Raw genomic sequence first — 18,233 nt, forward strand, 5'->3', positions numbered from 1 at the left:
CGTTGGATCAGACGTTGTTGATCAGTGGATCGATCAGAACTTCTGCGAGTACTTCATGTACAGGAAGCGACCGATGTCGTAGCCGCCGTAGTACGAGAAGTTCGAGCTCGGCTGCGAGGTCATCATCGGGCCGACCTTGTTGAACACGTTGTTGGCGCCCACGGCGACGGTGGCATTCCACGGGGTGGCATAGGACACCTGCACGTCGTGGAAGGTCACTGCGCCCAGCTCGGTCTGCGGCGAGATCACGCCCAGAGTGTCCGGTGCGCTGTAGGTGGGCAGGGTGCAACGCGTGGCGAAGCGGCAGCTTTCCTTGGTGCCGGAGAAGTAACGCACGTTCCAGTTGACCGACAGGTCGTTCATGCTCCAGCCCAGGCCCAGGTTCGAGCGCACGCGGAAGAATGCACCGAAGCCATTGTTCTGCGACGGCACGGCGTCGGCATCGTCCGTGGACTTCTCTTCGTACTTGCCCACGTACGTGGTCGACGACTTGGCCGAGAAGCGGCCGAAATCGGTATCACGGCTGTAGCTGATGTCGAAGTCGAAGCCTTCGGTTTCGGTGTAACCGGCGTTGCGGTTGCCGTAGTTCAGGGTGCCCACGATGTTGCCGTTGTTCGGGTCACGGCTGAACATCGAGCAGCGCGATTCGATCAGGCGGACATAGCAGTCTTCCATGATCAGGTTCGGGCTGTCGCTGACGATCGTGTTGTCGATGCGGATGCTCCACCAATCCACACCCACGCTCAGGCCGGTGACGTAGCTCGGGCTGTACACGAAGCCGACCGTCTTGGACTCGGAGGTTTCCGGGGTCAGGTTCGGGTTCGAGCCGGAGTTGAACGGCACCGGGCTCTGTGCGGCACGGCCGGTCGTCGGGACAAAGCCCTGCGACAGCTGGCGGTAGCCCTGGCCGACATCCTGGACGCAGCGTGCGCTGCCGCGGACGTCGCCGTAGACGCTGTCGCACGGATCGACGAAGTTGGTCGGGAAGGTCTGCGAGGTGCCGCCGTACAGGTCACCGATGGTCGGGGCGCGGAAGCCCTCGGCATAGGTGGCACGGACCAGCAGGTCGTCGATCGGACGCCACTTCAGGCCGAACTTGTTGTTGGTGGTGTCACCGAAGCTGGTGAAGTCCGAGTAACGGGTGGCCACGTCCAGGGTCAGTTCCTTGGCGAACGCCAGATCCGCCAGGATCGGGATGTTCAATTCCAGGTAGAACTCATCCAGGGCATAGGAACCCTTGGTCGGACCGGACGCCAGGTTGGTCGAGTCACCCGACTGGGCGATCGCATCCGGGTTGAAGGCGCCGCTTTCCTTGCGGTATTCGTAACCGATCGCGAAGCCCAGATCGCCGGCCGGCAGCGGCACGATGGTGCCGGACAGGTTGGCGAAGTAGTTGTGGGTGCTGGTCTTGCCCGTGGCGTGCTCTTCGCGGAACAGGTAGTTCTGCACGTTCGGATCGCCCAGCGAGTACTGGTCGCTGCCTGCGCCGTAGCCGGCATACGGGTTCCACGGCACGCAGCCGGCGATCTCGTTGCCCGGGGTGCCGCAGACGACCTGACCGGCGGCGTTGAGGAACGACGGACCCACAGCCGCGGCGACGGCCGGGATGTAGAAGTTGCCGTTGTTGATCAGCAGGCTGTCGTTTTCGTTGTACAGCGCGCCGACATCCCAGTTGAAGAAGCGGTCACCGATTTCGAACGAACCTTCCAGTGCCGCGGCGAAACGCCAGGTGGTCAGGGTCGAATCGGTGGTACGCGGAACTTCCCAGCCACGGCGACGGAAGTCGACGTCGTTGGTCTGCAGGAACAGCGGGTCGCCATTGGCATCGACGTAGCTCGCAACGTCGGCCTGGTAGAAGTCACGATTGCCGTTCGGGTTGAAGTAGCTGCCGTTGCTGACCAGGGTGCGGCTGCCATCCGGGTTGGTCTGGTAGACCGCGCCGGCCATCGGCACGCCGAAGGCGGACGACTGCAGCGGATAACCGGCGATCTGACGCTGCGACTGGCGCTTGGTGTAGGACAGGTCCGTGGTGAAGCGGACGTTGTCGGTGATGTCGTAGTTGCCGCTGACGAACAGCGAACGACGCTCCAGCGGGGTCAGCAGGTGCATCTGATCGGACGAACGGCTCTGGTCCGCAGCGGTCTGCGGGTGGAAGTCGTTGGCACCGATGGCATCGCTGCCCTGGTTGGCGACCGACCAGGCGGCGCTGCGACGGACCGGGTTGCCCTGGGCGTTCAGCACCAGTGCGCCCGCGGCGTTGCGGTTGAACTGGTTGGCAAAGCGGTTGTAGTTACCGTACTGGCCGACCGGGGTCAGCGAGGAAGCCGGATCCCAATCCGGGTAGGTGTCGGCCGTGAACGGACGATCCTTGGCCCACACGCCTTCTTCCTTGTGGTACTCGGCGCCGACGGTCAGCGAGCCGCGGTCACCAGAGAAGCCCATGACGAAGTCGTAGGTTTCCTTCTCGCCGTCGCCCTGGCTGTACTGGCCCTTGTAGACGTTGGCTTCCAGACCATCGAAGTTCTTGCGGGTGATGATGTTGATCACGCCGGCCATTGCGTCCGAGCCGTAGATCGACGAGGCGCCGTCCTTCAGCACGTCGATGCGCTCGACCATCGAGGTCGGGATGATCGAGATGTCCTGGTAACCATCCGGGCTGATGCCCAGGCGCTTGCCATTGACCAGCACCAGCGTGCGCTGTGCGCCGAGGTTGCGCAGGTCGATGTACTGACCACCGGCTTCCTGGTTGGAGGTCAGCGGCGAGGCGCGGCTGAAGTTCGGGCTACCGGCGGCGGAGATGTTCTGCAGGATATCGCCGACCGAGCTGAAGCCCTGGTTCTGGATATCCGCACGCGAGATGGTCAGCACCGGCTGGGCGGTTTCCACGTCAACCTGGCGGATGCGCGAACCGGTGACCGAGATGCGGTCCAGATTGGTGGTGCCAGTGGCTTCCTGAGCGACGGCGCTGCCGGTGCCGGCAGCGCTGGCGATCAGCGCGAGGACGACGGCGTCGCGCAGTTTGTTGCTGTTGCGGTTCATTGGGCTCTCTCTCCAAGTTGACTTGGGTGCAACGTGTTGGGATGGGCTTCAGCGCGGGGACGAAAGGCGTTCCCAATCCGTGAAGCTGACTCGATAGTAACCACGTGCAACTAAAAATTAAAGAGCCGTTAATGTTCCATGTGATTTAGGTGAAATTCGGCAAAGCCTTTGCGATACAAGGCTTTAAGCGATACCTGCAGTCTAAAACGTCTCATTTGTTAAGATCTTTGTTAAAAAAAATTCACCCTGAATGGGCTGTGCGCGCCCTTGACACCCAGCCCAAACGAAAAAGGGCGCCTCATGGAGGCGCCCTTCGGGTGACGTGTATTGACGGGTCGTCGCAAAGACAGGTCAGAGATCCTGCTCGTACCGGACGTAGGGCACGGTGCCCTCGTCAGTGCTCTCGTTGCGGGGGGCGAACGGGTTCTTGCCGCGGGTGACCACGTTCTCGGCGCCCACGGTGAGCTGACCGCTCCACGGCGTGCGCCAGGTCAGGCCCACCCCCAGGCCTTCCCACTTGCCCGGCTGGCCGGGAACATCGACCACGCGGCCAATGATGTTGCCGCTGAAGTTGCCATAGCCGGCACCGATGGTGAGGCTCTTGCTGTCCCAGCGGTCGACGATCGCCGGCGAAGCGTCCGCGATGGGCACCAGACGCGCCTTGGCATAGGTGCCACCGATGGAGACGAAGCCTTCGCGGCCGATGTTCTTCTGCCCGAAGACGGTCAGATCGTTCTGTTCGGCGCGCAGCGAGGGCGATTTGTTCGGGCCGGCCAGCCAGGCCGGCAGGGTGTCACGGCCGCTGCCGGCGGTGATGCCCACGCGGCCGCCGGGGCGGTTGAACGCGGCGGTGCCGCTGACCCGACGGCTGAGCGTGTTGTCTTCTTCATCGCCCAAGGTGGCCAGCATGCAATGGCTGGCCAATCCGCTGATGCTGGTGCCGCGGCTGCTGTTGCACAGCAGGCCCAGCGAGTCACCCGAGGACAGGCCGAAGGCCGCGTCCAGCGAACTGCGACCGAAATGCCAGCGGGCCCCTGCGGCCTGCTCGCCGGTCGGTTCCAGGTAGAGCAACGCTTCGACCTTGCCACTGCCTTTGTTCCAGACCGGCAGCACCGTGCCGTCCTGCTTGCCCTTGGCCTGCGCATGCGCGCCCGGGATCGCGCCTAGGGCGATCATCAGGGCCAGCGGTAGACGCAGAAGGGGATGCATGGGAACTCTCAGACAAGCGCAGTGAACACAAGTTCCCGCCGAAGCGGGACATTGATCCTAGGGCGTTTATGATTTCTTAACAAGTCTTGGTTCTCCCCAGAACAAAACGCTTGCCAAGTTTACTGAAGCCGTTCAGGTGCCGGCGAGGATACATCCATCTCGCGGAACAGTATGTCGAATTCCGTCAACGGGAAGTGATACTCCTGCCCACAGAATTCGCAACGCACTTCCACCGCGCCAGTGGGCTCGGCGGCGGCGCGGGCCTCCTCTTCGCCAATGGACTGCAGCATGCCTGCCACCCGCTCACGCGAGCAGGAGCACGCAAAGCGCAGGGCCTTGTCGCCCAGCAGTTCCGGCGTCTCTTCGTGGAAGAGGCGGTGCAGCAGATCGTGGCCGGGCACCTCGAGCAGTTCCTGCTTGCCCAGGGTCTCGAACAGTGCGCTGGCCCGCGACCAGCCGTCCTGGTCGCCTTCATCGCCGGGCAGCTTCTGCAGCAGCAGGCCGGCGGCGCGGGTGCCATCGGCGGCCAGCAGCAGACGGGTCGGCAACTGCTCGGACTGGCGGAAATAGTCTTCGAAGGCTTCGTCCAGGCCGGCTGCGGTCAAGCCGACCAGGCTCTGGTAGCGCTGCGGTTCGCGCGGATCCAGGCCGGGGTTTTCGATGGTGATCGCCAGCAGCGCATCCTCGCCCAGCGCGGTCAGATCACGCGGGGCATCGCCACCGCCCTCGGCCAGCTGGACGATGCCGCGCAGGGTGCCGGCCGCGGTGCACTCGGCGAACAGCGTGCGCATCGCGGTGTTGCTGCGCAGCTGGATCGACAGGCGGCCATCGACCTTGGTGTGGCCGGTGAACAGCGCCGAGGCCACGCTGGCCTCGCCGAGCAGCTCGGCGGCGCCCGGCGGGTAGACCGCATGCGAGAGGATCTCCCGCCAGGTGTCATCGAGGTGCACATGCACGCCGCGGACGCCGGCATCGGGGAGCAGGAAACGGACAAGGGAGTCGGATTGGGCGGTCATCGGTTCGGTGGCTGCGCGAAAGGAGTGCCGGTTGCCGGATAATGCGCCGACAACCGTGCAAGTAAAGGATGCACCAGTAATGGGGGCAGAGCGCAGCAACCTCAAGGTCGAACCGGATCTGGAACCGTCACCGCGGCGCCGCTGGCGCTGGCGCCGCCTGCTGTGGCTGCCGGTGCTGTTCGTCGGGTTCAGTGTGCTGCAGGTGCTGGTCCTGCGTTTCATCGACCCGCCCGTTTCCAGCGTGATGCTGTGGCGCTACGGCGAGGCGCTGGGGGAGGGTGACTGGAGCTATCGGTTGCATTACCACTGGCGCGATCTGGACCAGATGGCGCCAAGCCTGCCGATTTCGCTGGTGGCTGCCGAGGATCAGCGTTTCCCGGAGCACAATGGTTTCGACCTGCAGGCCATCGAAAAGGCGCGTGACCACAACGCGCGCGGCGGGCGGCTGCGCGGGGCCAGCACGATCAGCCAGCAGGTCGCCAAGAATCTGTTCCTGTGGCAGGGCCGCAGCTGGATCCGCAAGGGGCTGGAGGTCTGGTACACGGTCCTGATCGAAGCGCTGTGGCCGAAGTCGCGGATCCTGGAGATGTACGCCAACATCGCCGAGTTCGGCGATGGGATCTATGGCGCGCAGGCCGCGTCGCAGCAGTATTGGAACAAGGACGCGTCCCGGCTGAGCCCCGCCGAAAGTGCGCGGCTCGCGGCGGTGCTGCCGTCGCCCCGCCGTTACAGCGCGGCCAAGCCCGGCCCGTACGTGCAGCGCCGCGCCGCCTGGATCCAGCGGCAGGCCCGGCAGCTCGGGGGAGGGGCGTACCTCGGCGAGGAGTGAGCATTCATGCATGTAATTGGCTGACGCTACAATCGCCGCATGACCAGCCCTCGCCTGACCGTCGTCGTCGCCGCCCACAACGAAGCGCTCGCCTTGCCGATGCTGCACCCGCGCCTGCGCGCAGTGCTGGCTGGGCTGGAGGGCATCGACGGCCGCGTGCTGTATGTGGATGACGGCAGCACGGACACCACCTGGGCCGTCATGCAGGCATTGGCCGCCGCGGATTCGTGCGTCGGCGTACTGCGGTTGTCGCGCAACTTCGGCAAAGAGGCCGCGCTGACGGCGGGGCTGGATTTCGTCGACGACGGCGCGGTGATGATCCTCGACGCCGATGGCCAGGATCCGCCGGAACTGATTCCCGAGTTCGTCGCGCTGTGGCAGCAGGGCTATGACAACGTCTATGGCACGCGCCTGGCGCGCGATGGCGAGAGCTGGCTCAAGCGCTCCACTGCCAAGGCGTTCTATCGGGTGATCGGGCGGTTGTCCAAAACGCCGATCCCGGCCGACACCGGTGATTTCCGGCTGCTGTCGCCGCGCGCTGTGCAGGCACTGGGCCAGCTGCGTGAGCGCCACCGGTTCATGAAAGGGCTGTTCGGCTGGGTGGGTTTCCGCCGCAAGGCCTTGCCCTACCATCGGCATGCGCGGCTGGTGGGCGAGAGCAAATTCGGGTTCTGGCGGCTATGGAATTTCGCCCTGGAAGGGATCACCGGATTCTCCACCGCGCCGCTGCGGGTGACCACCTATCTGGGCCTGGCCGCAGCGACGTTCGCGTTCGTGTTCGCGCTGGTGGTGGTGTCCAAGGCAGCGCTGTACGGCGACCGCGTTGCGGGCTGGCCGACCATGATGGCGGTGATCCTGTTCCTGGGCGGCATACAGCTGATCGCCCTGGGCCTGATTGGTGAATACCTGGGCCGGCTGTACGAGGAATCCAAGCAGCGCCCGCTGTACCTGATTGACACCTGGCAGGCCCCGTTCGTGGCAGACTCGGCCCTGCATCCCATCGGTGGAGAGCAGCGAGATGACCACGGTACGGCAGCTGTTGGAAGGCAAGTCCCCTGAGGTATTCGCCGTCACCCCGAGCTCGGCGGTGATCGACGCCATCCGGTTGATGGCCCAGAAGGGCATCGGCGCGGTGCTGGTGATGGAGGGCCGGCAACTGGTCGGCATCCTTTCCGAGCGCGACTACGCACGCAAGATCGTGCTGCACGAACGCTCGTCCCGGACGACCGAAGTCCGCGAGATCATGACCCCCAAGGTGGTGACCGTCGCCCCTGGCGAGCAGGTCGAGCACTGCCTGCAACTGGTGACCGATTACCGCATCCGCCACCTTCCGGTGGTCGATGGCACGGGTGTGCTCGGGGTGATCTCGATCGGTGATCTGGTCAAGGCGGTCATCGACGAGCAGGCGCAGAAACTGGATCAACTGCAGCAGTACATCGTTGCCGGTTGAGCGTGGCCGCGCGCGGCGGGGCAGGCCGACGCAGCGTCGGTCCCTGCCCGGATGGCCCCGCGCTTACTTGGCGTAACGGCCGCCGCAGTTGCTGTCCTCGCCCGGGCCGGTCTCGATGGTGGCCAGCAGCGCGGCGGGCGGGGCGATGCTGCCCAGCGCCAGCGCGATCGCCCCGCGGATGCCCAGCGCCTTGAAGTCCGGGCGGAACGAGGGATCCTTGAAGGTGCCGCCGATGCGCAGCGGCGAGCGCAGCGCCAGAATGCTCATGTCCTTCGGGCGCGGGCGCAGCAGCAGGTCCAGCTGCTCCTGTTTCAGATCGACCTTGCCTTCGCCGAGGATCAACGTATCGGTGGTATCGAAGGCCAGCGAGCGCGACTGCATCACGCCGTTGTCGACACCGAAGTCGCCCCACGCGCAGCGCAGCGGAATCTGCTTGTCGCCGGTGAACAGGAACTTCAGTGATTCGGCGACATCCAGGCCGGCCAGTTCCATGATCAGATTGCCGACATGGCCGCGGCCGATCCCGACCGCCACGGTGCCATCGGAGCTGCCCAGCATCGCCGCGACGGAGTTGCCCTGGCCGGTCAGTTTGACGTCGCCACTGATGCCGCCGGAGGCTTGTTCGGCCAGCTTCGCATCAGGGAACAGCTTGCCCAGCTGCACCTTGCGGATGGTGGCCTGCAACTGCGTGGAGATCGCCTGCTTGCGCGCATCCATGCGGATCGTACTGCGGATGTCGCCGCCGGCCACGCCGAAGTTCAACGGCTCCAGCCGCAGCAGCCCGTCATTGAGCTTGAGGTGGGCATCCATGTCATCCAGCGGCAGCGTCGGCGAATTGATGCGCTGCGCCTTCCAGCGCACGTCGGCGTCCATCGCACGCAGCTTGGACAGGTTGTAAGGCGTGTCAGGCAACACCTTGGCACTGGCCGCCAGCGCGGCCGCCTTGGCCTTCTGCTCGGCATTGGCCGACTCGCCGGCACCGGTCTTCGGCGGTGCCCCGATGAAGCCGGCCAGATCGTCGAAGTCCAGCCGCTTGGAGACCAGATCCGCGGTCAGGAATGGGCGCTCGCCACTGACATCGATCTGCGCGGTCCCGCCCAGGTCGCTGTCGCCGGCGGTGCCGGTGAACGACTCATAGCGCCAGACCGCGTTGTTGCGCTTCAAGCGGCCCTTGAGCTTGTACGGCGGCGTGGACGGCATTGCCACGCCGATCAGCGGGAACAGATCCTCCATGTCCTGCCCGCTCAGCATCAGCTCCAGATCGAATACCCGCAGCTGGAAGGGATTGGTGAGCGTGCCGCTGGCGATCGCATGCGTGTTCCCCGCGCGCCCATCCAGATGGATGCGGAACGGATGCCCCGTATTGGTCAGCTCCAGCGGCGACTCGGTATTGCCATTCAGCGAGAACGGATTGCCCTGCCAGCGTCCCTTGCCCTTGACCAGCAATGGCGGACCACTGTCCTTGTCCCGCGGCTTGCCGCTGTTGAGCGAGACCAGCACATCCGTCCTGCCGGCCGTGTCCTGGAACTGCAGGCGCCCATCCTCGATCAGCAACCGTTGCAGCACCGGCGGGTCACCGTCGCTCGGGCCCAGGAAATCCCAGTTGCCCGGCTGATTCTTCTCCGGCGCGGTTTCCAGCAGCAGATCCGGTCGCGTCAAGCGGATCTCCGGAATCCGCACCTGCCCACGCAGCAGCGGCCACACCCGCAGATCGATCTCCGCCCGATCCGCCGTCGCCATCTGCGGCTGCTTGGCCCACGTCGCATTGGCAAAGGTCAGCCCATCACCGCGCACCGTCGTCACCCGGCCCAGATCGACATCCAGATTCCCATTGATATGGAACTCACGCCCGGTCTTGGCCTGCACCGCCCGCTCCACCGGTCCCTTGAACCAGTTCCAATCCCACAATGCGATCAGGATCAACAGCGCAGCGAACAGAAACACCAGGATCGCCAACCACCGCTGCCCCCGCTTGCCAGGACGACGCCAGCGCCAGCGGGAACGGGAAGAGGCATCGGACGGAACAGGGGAGGGCACAGTATTCACATCCCCATGGTTGCCCTTGCATCGTGCAGGCAGCGCGAAGCATTGGTAAGGGTACTGTCAGGGTGAGGCGTGTCGACCGTCGGCGCCGCCGTTGTCGATGACTGCTCCAAGCGCGGTGCGTCGGCCATGCTTGGCATCCGGTCCAACCAGGATTCTGACCTTCTCAGGCCACCGGCCAAGGGTGAGCGGGGCGGTGCGGGTGGGTTGGCGGGACCATGAGCGCCATGGATGGCGCGACATGAGCCTCCAGGGACGGATTCACGGCGTGTCCCGCCGACCCACCCGTGCCGACCCCGCCTGGCGCATTCCTGACGCCCGAGTCGCTCTTGGTCTTGCTCTTGCCGTTGCTGTTGCCGTTGCCGTTGCCATTGCTAGTCCTAGTGCTAGTGCTCTCGCTGGTCCGGGTGCCGTCGCACTTGCCTGGCAGAAAACAGCACTCAGAGAATCTGCGCCGTCACCGCAACGAAGTGGCACACACTCCCGCCGATCACGAACAGATGCCAGATCGCATGCGAATACGGCACCGACTCCCGGTGATAGAACACCGTCCCCAACGTATAGAACACCCCGCCGGCCAGCAGCCATCCCAGCGTCCACGCATCCAGCGAGTTCCACATCGGCTTGATCGCCACCATCACCATCCAGCCCATCGCGATATAGATGATCGTCGACAGCAGCTTGAACCGCCCCGTATAGAACAACTTGAAGACCACCCCGAACAGCGCCAGCGCCCAGATCGCGGTGAACATTCCCCAGCCCCAGGGGCCGCGCAGGCCGATCAGCGTGAACGGCGTATACGTGCCGGCGATCAGCAGGTAGATCGCACAGTGATCGAACACCTTCAGCCGGCCCTTCGCGATCGGATGCTGGATCGCGTGGTAGAGCGTCGAGGCCGTGTACAACAGCAGCAATGCCACCCCGAACACGATCGCGCTGGCCAACTGCCAGCCGTCGCCATAGATGGCGGCCAGGGTGATCAGCACCGCACTACCGGCCAGTGCAGCGACGGCGCCAAGCCCGTGGGTCAGGGCGCTGGCGATTTCTTCTCGAACGGAAACGACAGAGGTCATGGCGATGATGGGAGATGCGGGGAGGGGGAGCCCGCTCTCCCCTATCATCGCCGCGATGGCGCGCGCATGCACGCGCGCCTGTTCAGCCGGCAGCGCGGTCGCGCGATCAGCCGACCGAGACGCTGTGCGCCGCTTCGCGCGTCGCCGCGAAGCGCACGTCCGGCGCACGTTCCTGCGCCAGCTGCAGATTGACACGGGTCGGTGCCAGGTACACCAGCTGCCCGGCGGCGTCGATGCTGAGGTTGCCCGCGTTCTTCTCGCGGAACTCTTCCAGCTTCTTTTCGTTGCTGCAGGTGACCCAGCGCGCCGTGGTCACGCTGACCGGCTCGAAGGTCGCTTCCACGCCGTACTCATCCTTCAGGCGGTATGCCGCCACATCGAACTGCAGCACACCCACCGCGCCCAGGATCAGGTCGTTGCTCATCAGCGGGCGGAAGAACTGGGTAGCACCCTCTTCGGACAGCTGCGCCAGGCCCTTCTGCAGCTGCTTGAGCTTGAGCGGATCGCGCAGGCGTGCGCGGCGGAACAGTTCCGGCGCGAAGTTCGGGATGCCCGTGAAGCTGACCGCTTCGCCTTCGGTGAAGGTGTCACCGATGGAGATCGTGCCGTGGTTGTGGATGCCGATCACATCGCCCGGCCAGGCCTCGGCGGCGATCTCGCGGTCGCTGGCCATGAAGGTCAGCGCGTTGGCCAGCTTCATTTCCTTGCCGGTGCGCACATGGAAGGTCTTCATGCCGGCCACGAAACGGCCTGAGCACACCCGCATGAACGCGACGCGGTCGCGGTGCTGCGGGTCCATGTTCGCCTGGATCTTGAACACGAAACCGGTCAGCTTGTTTTCCTCCGGCGCGATCACCCGGCCGGTGGTGGCGCGCGGCTGCGGCGAGGGCGCGTGCTCGACGAAGAAGTCCAGCAGCGGCTGCACGCCGAAGTTGTTCACGCCCGAACCGAAGAACACCGGCGTCTGCTTGCCGGCCAGGTAGGCCTCCACGTCGAAGGGATGGCTGGCGCCCTGCACCAGCTCCAGCTCGTCGCGCAGATCGGCCAGCATGCGCTCACCGATCTTCTCGGCCAGCCCGGGCGAATCGATCGAGGGGAAGATCGTCGAATCCTGGCGGGTGAAGTTGCGGCCCTGCTCATACAGGTGCACTTCGCCGCTGATCAGGTGGACCACGCCCTTCAGGCGCTGGCCCATGCCGATCGGCCAGGTCACGGGTGCGCACTGGATGCCCAGCACGCTTTCCACTTCATCCAGCAGATCGATCGGCTCCTTGCCCTCGCGGTCGAGCTTGTTGATGAAGGTCATGATCGGCGTGTCACGCAGCCGGCAGACTTCCATCAGCTTGATGGTGCGCTCTTCCACGCCCTTGGCGACGTCGATCACCATCAGCGCCGAGTCCACCGCGGTGAGCACGCGGTAGGTGTCCTCGCCGAAGTCGGCGTGGCCGGGGGTGTCGAGCAGGTTGACGATCTTGCCTTCGTACGGGAACTGCATCACCGAGGAGGTCACCGAGATGCCGCGCTCTTTTTCCAGCGCCATCCAGTCGGAGGTCGCATGGCGCGCGGCCTTGCGTCCCTTGACCGAACCGGCCATCTGGATCGCACCGCCGAACAGCAGCAGCTTTTCGGTCAGCGTGGTCTTGCCGGCGTCAGGGTGGGAAATGATGGCGAAGGTGCGGCGGCGCGCAGCTTCGGTAGCGACTTCGGACATGGCGTGACGCGCCCGCCCGGGGCGCTTTTCATGGAGATGAGCCGCCCAGTATAGCGGGGGCGGGCGTGGCCGGGGTCAGGGCAGGGCGGACGCCCCGGTCTCATCGGCGGTGCGGGCGAAGTGCAGCTCGCCCTGCGGGCTGACAATCCGGGCGGGAATCGAGCGCAGCCGCATCCCCGCATTGACCTGGACCGCGAAGTGCAGGTGCGGCGCGGCGCTGAAGCCGGTGTTGCCCGAGAGGCCGATGCGCTGCCCGGCCTGGACCTGCTGGCCCTGGCGGACCAGCGCGCCGTTGTGCTGCAGGTGGGCGTACACGGCCATGCTGCCGTCCTCGTGCAGCACCCGCACCAGGTTGGCCCGGCCCAGATCGTGGTCGCGGTCCTGCCCATTGCCCTGGAAACCGGCCTGGACCTGCATGACGGTTCCCGCCCGCGCCGCAAGCACGGCCGTGCCCTCGGGCAGCGCGAAGTCGATGGCGTCGCGGTTTTCCGCGTCGCCGTGGCTGAAACGGCCCTGCGGCGCCTGGCTGACTTTGATGCGGGCGGCGTCAAACGGCAGTTGGTAGGCCACGTCCTGCGGGCGGGCGGTGGGATCGCCGGGAACGGCGGTCAGCGCCAGCCGGATCGTCGTCGTGCCGGCCGGCGGCTGCACGTGGACCACCACGACGCTAGCCGAACCGGCCACCACGGTCTGCAGGGGGAGCCCGGGCAGGGCGGGGGCACCGGGTGAGGACGCCAGTGCCACCTGGACCGGCCCCGCCAGGCGGTTGTCGACGCGTGCCTGCCAACGGTCGCCTTCCCCCTCCAGGGTCAGCACCGCCAAGGCCGGCGCACCTGCCTCACCGGCCGGTTGGACGGAGGTGGCCGCCGTTGGACGGTCGATCCGCCAGCCGTCCCGCCAGTTCGCGCCCGGCCCGGCCCAGGCGTTCAGCGCCGGCAGGATCAACACGGTCAGTACGGGCAGACGCAGGCAGCGCAAGGCATTCGCCGGTAAGCAGGGGAGTTGGAGTATGCGTGACTGATGATGATCTGGAATATATATCTCTTCATGCCGATGAAGGGATTGACATCAGCCAAAAGCGCTGGCATCGTGGCTGCACCATCGAGACCGGCAGAGGGACAGGCCCTTTGAAGCCGGGGCAGCCCGCAGACGCGAAAGCGACCCTGCGTAGGTGCCAAATCCTGCGGAGACCGTTGGTGTCTTCCGAAAGATGGTTCGAACCGTGCACCGTGCGTGCGCTTCGAACGCGAGCTCCGCGAAAGCTCGATGGCCGTTTTCCTCCTTTGGATACCGCCATGAGCTTCGCCACCGCCGCCCCTGCTGCCACCGAAACTTTCGCCCCGCTCAGCGTCCCCGTCGACGCCGGGCTGAACGCCGTGCGCGGCGATATCGCGGCGGTGCTGTCGATGCGTCACGGTGGACCGCGGCCGGTGCGACTGCGCTACGAAATCGTGGGCCGCGCCGAGGCGCCGGTGGTGGTGCTGGCCGGTGGCATCTCCGCCCACCGCCACGTGGCGGCCAATGCCGAATTCCCGGAGAAGGGCTGGGCCGAAGGCCTGGTGGCCCCGGGCCGCGCGCTGGATCCGGCCTCGCTGCGCATCCTGGCGTTCGATTTCATTGGTGCCGACGGCGCGCTGGACCTGCCGATCGATACTGCCGACCAGGCCGACGCGCTGGCCCTGCTGCTCGATCATCTCGGCATCGCCCGCCTGCAGTACTTCGTCGGTTACTCCTACGGTGCGCTGGTTGGCCAGCAGTTCGCGCTCCGTCACCGCCAGCGCCTGCAGAAGCTGATCGCGGTGAGCGGCGCGCACCGCCCGCATCCGTATGCTGCCGCCTGGCGCGCGCTGCAGCGTCGCGCGGTCGCGCTGGGCCAGCTGCAGTGCGCCGAAAGCCACGGGCTGTCGCTGGCGCGCCAGTTCGCCATGCTCAGCTACCGCACGCCGGAAGAATTCGGCGAACGCTTCGACGCCGCGCCGGAAGTGGTCAATGGCCGCGTGCGCGTCGCCGCTGAAGACTATCTGGATGCCGCCGGTGCGCAGTACGTCGCCCGTACCCCGGTCGATGCCTACCTGCGCCTGTCCGAATCGATCGACCTGCACCGCATCGACCCGGCCGCCATCCAGGTGCCGACCGTCGTGGTTGCCGTGGAAGGCGATCGCCTGGTCCCGCTGGCCGACTGCGTCGGTCTGGTGGAAGGGCTGGGCCCGCGCGGCAGCCTGCGCGTGCTGCGCTCGCCGTATGGCCACGACGCCTTCCTGAAAGAAACCGATCGCATCGACGCGATCCTCGCCACCGCTTTTCGATCCCCCGGAGAAACCGCATGAGCCGTTCCGCTGGTACCGAGCCGTCCTGTAGCCGTGTCACCGCCGCCGTGCGTGCCGGCATCGACCGTGACACCGCCCATGGCGCGGTGACCCCGCCGATCGTGCTGTCCTCGAACTTCAGCTTCGATGGCTTCGGCAACAAGCGCCAGTACGATTACACGCGCAGCGGCAACCCCACCCGTGATCTGCTGGGTGAAGCGCTGGCCGAGCTGGAGGGTGGCGCCGGTGGCGTGATCACGTCCACCGGCATGGGCGCGATCAACCTGGTGCTCAATGCGCTGCTGCAGCCCGGCGATACCCTGGTGGTGCCGCATGATGCGTACGGCGGCAGCTGGCGCCTGTTCAACGCGCTGGCGAAGAAGGGCCATTTCGGCCTGATCACCGCCGACCTGACCGATCCGCGTTCGCTGGCCGATGCGCTGGCGCAGTCGCCGACGCTGGTGCTGATCGAAACCCCGTCCAACCCGCTGCTGCGCATCACCGATCTGCGCTTCGTCATCGACGCCGCGCACAAGGCCGGTGCCAAGGTCGTCGTCGACAACACCTTCCTGTCGCCGGCGCTGCAGCAGCCGATCAGCTTCGGTGCCGACCTGGTGCTGCACTCCACCACCAAGTACATCAACGGGCACAGCGATGTGGTCGGCGGCGCGGTGGTCGCGCGCGATCCGGCGGTGCACGAGCAGCTGGTGTGGTGGGCCAACGCACTGGGCCTGACCGGCTCGCCGTTCGATGCGTTCCTGACCCTGCGTGGCCTGCGCACGCTCGGTGCACGGCTGCGCGCGCACCAGGAAAACACGGTGGCCGTGGTCGATCTGCTCACCGCCAGCGATGCGGTGGCCAGCGTGTACTACCCCGGCCTGGCCGATCATCCCGGCCATGCCATCGCGGCGCGCCAGCAGAGCGGCTTCGGTGCGATGCTGTCCTTCGAACTGGCCTCGTGCCCGGGCGATGATCCGCACGCGGCGGTGCGCGCCTTCGTCGATGGCCTGCGCTGTTTCACCCTGGCCGAATCGCTGGGCGGCGTCGAGAGCCTGGTCGCGCACCCGGCGACCATGACCCATGCAGCGATGACCCCGGAAGCGCGCGCGCATGCCGGCATCAGCGAAGGGCTGCTGCGCCTGTCGGTCGGCATTGAATCGCCGGAAGACCTGGTGGCCGATCTGCAGGCCGGGCTGGAACGCGCCCAGGTCGTGATCGATCAGCACCGCGACGTGCAGCGCCGTAAACAGGTGGATGCATGAGCGCGGTGCTGAATCTGCCGCTGGTTGCCAACCGGAAACTGGCGCTGCTCGGCACCGGCACGGTCGGCACCGCTTTCGTGGAACGGTATGCCTCGTTGCAGCACCGTGGCGTCACGCTGCCGTCGTTTTCCTGGCTGGCCAATTCACGCACGGCGCGCACCTGCGAACAGGCCCCCGCGCACGAACTTGCCCAGGCCAACCTGGCCACACGCGGTGCGGTGACACTGCAGCCCTGGGCGGAAGCCGAGGGCCTGCAGCGCGGTGACGTGGTGGTCGATGCGACGGCCAGTGACGAGGTCGCCAACTGGCACGAGCAGTGGCTGGCGCGTGGCGTGCATGTGGTGACCGCCAACAAGCTTGGCCAGGGGGCCCAGCTGGCCCGTGCCCAGGCCATCGCCGACAGCGGCCAGCAGGGCGACGCGCGCTACGGCGACAGTGCGACGGTCGGTGCTGGCCTGCCGTTGCTGAGCAGCCTGCGCGCACTGGTTGCCGGTGGCGACCGCATCCACCGCGTGGAAGGCGTGCTGTCCGGTTCGCTGGCGTGGCTGTTCCATCACTACGATGGCCAACGTCCGTTCTCCGCGTATGTGCGTGAGGCCGCCGACGCCGGTTACACCGAGCCGGACCCGCGCGTGGATCTCTCCGGTGAAGATGTCCGTCGCAAGCTGCTGATCCTGGCGCGCGCCAGCGGCATCGCACTGCGCGCCGAGCAGGTACAGGTCGCCTCGCTGGTACCGGATGCGCTCGCCGCGCTCCCGGCGGCGGATGCGGTGACCCGCCTGTCGCTGTTGGATGCGCCGCTGCAGCACTACTGGCAGCAGGCCAACGAGCAGGGTGGATGCCTGCGCTTCGTCGGTGGCTTCGATCACGACGGTGCGTCGGTCGGGCTGCGTGTACTGCCGCGCGACCATCCGCTGGCGGGCGGCGCGCAGACCGACAACCGGGTGGCGATTCATAGCGATCGGTATCACGCCCAGCCGCTGTTGATCCAGGGGCCGGGCGCCGGCGCGGAAGTCACCGCCGCCGCATTGCTGGACGACGTGCTGGCGATCGTGCGGCGCTGATTGCCGCGCGATCCCCCCAAGGCACGCGGTAGCGCCAGGGTGGTTGGCTGCGTCGGCGGATAATGGTGAGGACGGCTGCTGCCACGCATGGCGTGGCAGTACCGGGGTGGTGGGCAGGTCAGTCGTGTGGTGAGATTGCCTTCAGCAGTGCCGCATTGAATCGCGCAGGGTCCTGCACCTGCGGCGAGTGGCCCAGGTCCTCGAAGCTCACCAGGGTGGCGCCGGGAATCGCCGCGGCCGCCGCCTTGCCCAGCGCAGGGTAGTTGCCCAGCGTCGCTTTCAGGGCGGGCGGCGCCAGGTCACGGCCGATCGCGGTGCGGTCGGTCTGGCCGATGAACAAGGTGGTCGGGACCGTGAGTTTCGGCAGTTCATAGACGACGGGCTGGTTGAACACCATGTCCGAGGTAAGCGCCTGGCTCCACGCCACTGCCTGTTTGCCGGGGCCGTCGTACATGCGCGACTGCATGCGCACCCACTGCTCGTACTCGGGCTTCCACTGCCCGTTGTAATAAACGTCGAGCTGGTACTTCCTGATGCTGTCGAAGCTGGTCTTCAGCTCGCCTGCGTACCAGGCATCGATACTGCGCCACGGCACGCCCTTGGCCTTCCAGTCTTCCAGTCCGATCGGGTTGACCAGTGACAGGCTGAGCGCGCGCTGGGGATACATCAACGCGAAGCGTGCCGCCAACATGCCGCCCATTGAATGGCCGACGATGTGCAGCTTGCCCTCGCCGTAGCCCAGATGCTCCAGCAGCGCTTCGGTATTGGCGGCCAGCTGGCCGAACGAGTACTGGTAGCGTTCGGGCTTACTCGATTTGCAGAAGCCGATCTGGTCCGGGGCGATCACCCGGTAGCCGGCCGCGCTCAGTGCGGCGATGGTGTCCTTCCAGGTGGCCGCGCAGAAGTTCTTCCCATGCAGCAGCACGACCGTACCGGCGAACCCTTTGCCGCCGGCGGGCACGTCGATGTACGCCATCTCCAGCGGCTGGCGCTGGGACTCGAACCGGAAGATCTTGACCGGATAGGGGTAGTCGAAGCCTTCCAGCCGCGGGCCGTAGGTATCGGCGGCGAGGGTGGTCAGCGGCAGGCAGGCGAGCAGGGCGGCGGCCAGGATGCGCATGGCGGTCTCCATCGGGGGAAGTCCTGACTGTACCGGAGTGGCCGTGCAGGCGTGCCGACGATGCCACCGGGAGCAGCCGACCAACGGTCGGCTCTACATCCGAGCGATGTG

Annotated in this window: 14 protein-coding genes and 1 riboswitch; of the genes, 6 read left to right on the forward strand and 8 right to left on the reverse strand. The window is 66.2% G+C overall.

What is annotated here, in order from left to right:
• Positions 1-33: 33 nt before the first annotated feature.
• From HMPREF3113_RS05725 to HMPREF3113_RS05735, 3 genes are all read right to left on the reverse strand, one after another.
• Positions 34-3,039, reverse strand: a complete 3,006-nt coding sequence (locus HMPREF3113_RS05725) for a TonB-dependent receptor domain-containing protein (protein ID WP_070471334.1) — start codon at positions 3,037-3,039, stop codon at positions 34-36.
• A 351-nt stretch (positions 3,040-3,390) separates the two neighbouring features.
• On the reverse strand, positions 3,391-4,215 hold the full coding sequence (locus HMPREF3113_RS05730; RefSeq protein ID WP_172838071.1) for an XOO1806 family protein: 825 nt from the start codon (positions 4,213-4,215) through the stop codon (positions 3,391-3,393).
• 152 nt (positions 4,216-4,367) lie between these two features.
• Positions 4,368-5,264 carry an Hsp33 family molecular chaperone HslO gene (locus tag HMPREF3113_RS05735; RefSeq protein ID WP_070425730.1) on the reverse strand — a complete coding sequence of 299 codons (897 nt, stop codon included), beginning with the start codon at positions 5,262-5,264 and terminating at the stop codon, positions 4,368-4,370.
• A 79-nt stretch (positions 5,265-5,343) separates the two neighbouring features.
• Between HMPREF3113_RS05735 and mtgA the strand changes: the two genes are divergently transcribed.
• From mtgA to HMPREF3113_RS05750, 3 genes are read left to right on the forward strand one after another with little or no spacing between them, the layout of a single operon-like run.
• Positions 5,344-6,093 carry a monofunctional biosynthetic peptidoglycan transglycosylase gene (gene mtgA / locus HMPREF3113_RS05740; protein WP_019185108.1) on the forward strand — a complete coding sequence of 250 codons (750 nt, stop codon included), beginning with the start codon at positions 5,344-5,346 and terminating at the stop codon, positions 6,091-6,093.
• 39 nt (positions 6,094-6,132) lie between these two features.
• Positions 6,133-7,152 (forward strand): glycosyltransferase family 2 protein, encoded by a 1,020-nt coding sequence (locus HMPREF3113_RS05745; RefSeq protein WP_070471336.1) that lies wholly within the window; start codon positions 6,133-6,135, stop codon positions 7,150-7,152.
• On the forward strand, positions 7,112-7,543 hold the full coding sequence (locus HMPREF3113_RS05750) for a CBS domain-containing protein (protein ID WP_019185106.1): 432 nt from the start codon (positions 7,112-7,114) through the stop codon (positions 7,541-7,543). Before HMPREF3113_RS05745 ends, HMPREF3113_RS05750 begins: the two co-directional genes overlap by 41 nt.
• Positions 7,544-7,606: 63 nt before the next feature.
• On the opposite strand, the gene HMPREF3113_RS05755 is transcribed toward HMPREF3113_RS05750, so the two are convergent.
• The 4 genes from HMPREF3113_RS05755 to HMPREF3113_RS05770 all read right to left on the reverse strand — a co-directional run bounded on the left by HMPREF3113_RS05755 (position 7,607) and on the right by HMPREF3113_RS05770 (position 13,348).
• Positions 7,607-9,487: an AsmA family protein gene (locus tag HMPREF3113_RS05755; RefSeq protein ID WP_254665243.1), complete on the reverse strand. Its 1,881-nt coding sequence runs from the start codon at positions 9,485-9,487 to the stop codon at positions 7,607-7,609.
• A gap of 539 nt (positions 9,488-10,026) precedes the next feature.
• Complete coding sequence (locus tag HMPREF3113_RS05760) at positions 10,027-10,665, reverse strand: PAQR family membrane homeostasis protein TrhA (RefSeq protein WP_026070085.1); 639 nt, start codon at positions 10,663-10,665, stop codon at positions 10,027-10,029.
• A gap of 100 nt (positions 10,666-10,765) precedes the next feature.
• Entirely contained in the window at positions 10,766-12,370 is a 1,605-nt protein-coding gene (locus HMPREF3113_RS05765) for a peptide chain release factor 3 (RefSeq protein WP_070471339.1), read from the reverse strand.
• A 75-nt stretch (positions 12,371-12,445) separates the two neighbouring features.
• Complete coding sequence (locus tag HMPREF3113_RS05770) at positions 12,446-13,348, reverse strand: M23 family metallopeptidase (RefSeq protein ID WP_083298725.1); 903 nt, start codon at positions 13,346-13,348, stop codon at positions 12,446-12,448.
• 117 nt (positions 13,349-13,465) lie between these two features.
• Positions 13,466-13,587: riboswitch (SAM riboswitch) on the forward strand.
• A gap of 78 nt (positions 13,588-13,665) precedes the next feature.
• Between HMPREF3113_RS05770 and HMPREF3113_RS05775 the strand changes: the two genes are divergently transcribed.
• Genes HMPREF3113_RS05775 through HMPREF3113_RS05785 form a run of 3 tightly spaced genes read left to right on the forward strand, consistent with a single transcriptional unit; the run spans position 13,666 to position 17,002 of the window.
• Complete coding sequence (locus HMPREF3113_RS05775; protein WP_070471341.1) at positions 13,666-14,697, forward strand: homoserine O-succinyltransferase MetX; 1,032 nt, start codon at positions 13,666-13,668, stop codon at positions 14,695-14,697.
• Positions 14,694-15,938 carry an O-succinylhomoserine (thiol)-lyase gene (locus tag HMPREF3113_RS05780; protein WP_070425724.1) on the forward strand — a complete coding sequence of 415 codons (1,245 nt, stop codon included), beginning with the start codon at positions 14,694-14,696 and terminating at the stop codon, positions 15,936-15,938. Before HMPREF3113_RS05775 ends, HMPREF3113_RS05780 begins: the two co-directional genes overlap by 4 nt.
• The gene (locus HMPREF3113_RS05785) at positions 15,935-17,002 is read left to right on the forward strand and encodes a homoserine dehydrogenase family protein (RefSeq protein ID WP_070471343.1); all 1,068 of its coding nucleotides are present in this window, start codon (positions 15,935-15,937) and stop codon (positions 17,000-17,002) included. The genes HMPREF3113_RS05780 and HMPREF3113_RS05785 overlap by 4 nt, the downstream gene beginning before the upstream one ends.
• A 118-nt stretch (positions 17,003-17,120) precedes the next feature.
• Here the strand turns inward: HMPREF3113_RS05785 and HMPREF3113_RS05790 are convergent, their stop codons facing one another.
• Positions 17,121-18,122, reverse strand: coding sequence for an alpha/beta fold hydrolase (locus HMPREF3113_RS05790; protein WP_070471414.1), 1,002 nt, complete (start codon positions 18,120-18,122; stop codon positions 17,121-17,123).
• Positions 18,123-18,233 lie beyond the last annotated feature (111 nt).

It is taken from the genome of Stenotrophomonas sp. HMSC10F06, from assembly GCF_001807865.1.
In the GTDB taxonomy this organism is placed as follows: domain Bacteria; phylum Pseudomonadota; class Gammaproteobacteria; order Xanthomonadales; family Xanthomonadaceae; genus Stenotrophomonas; species Stenotrophomonas bentonitica_A.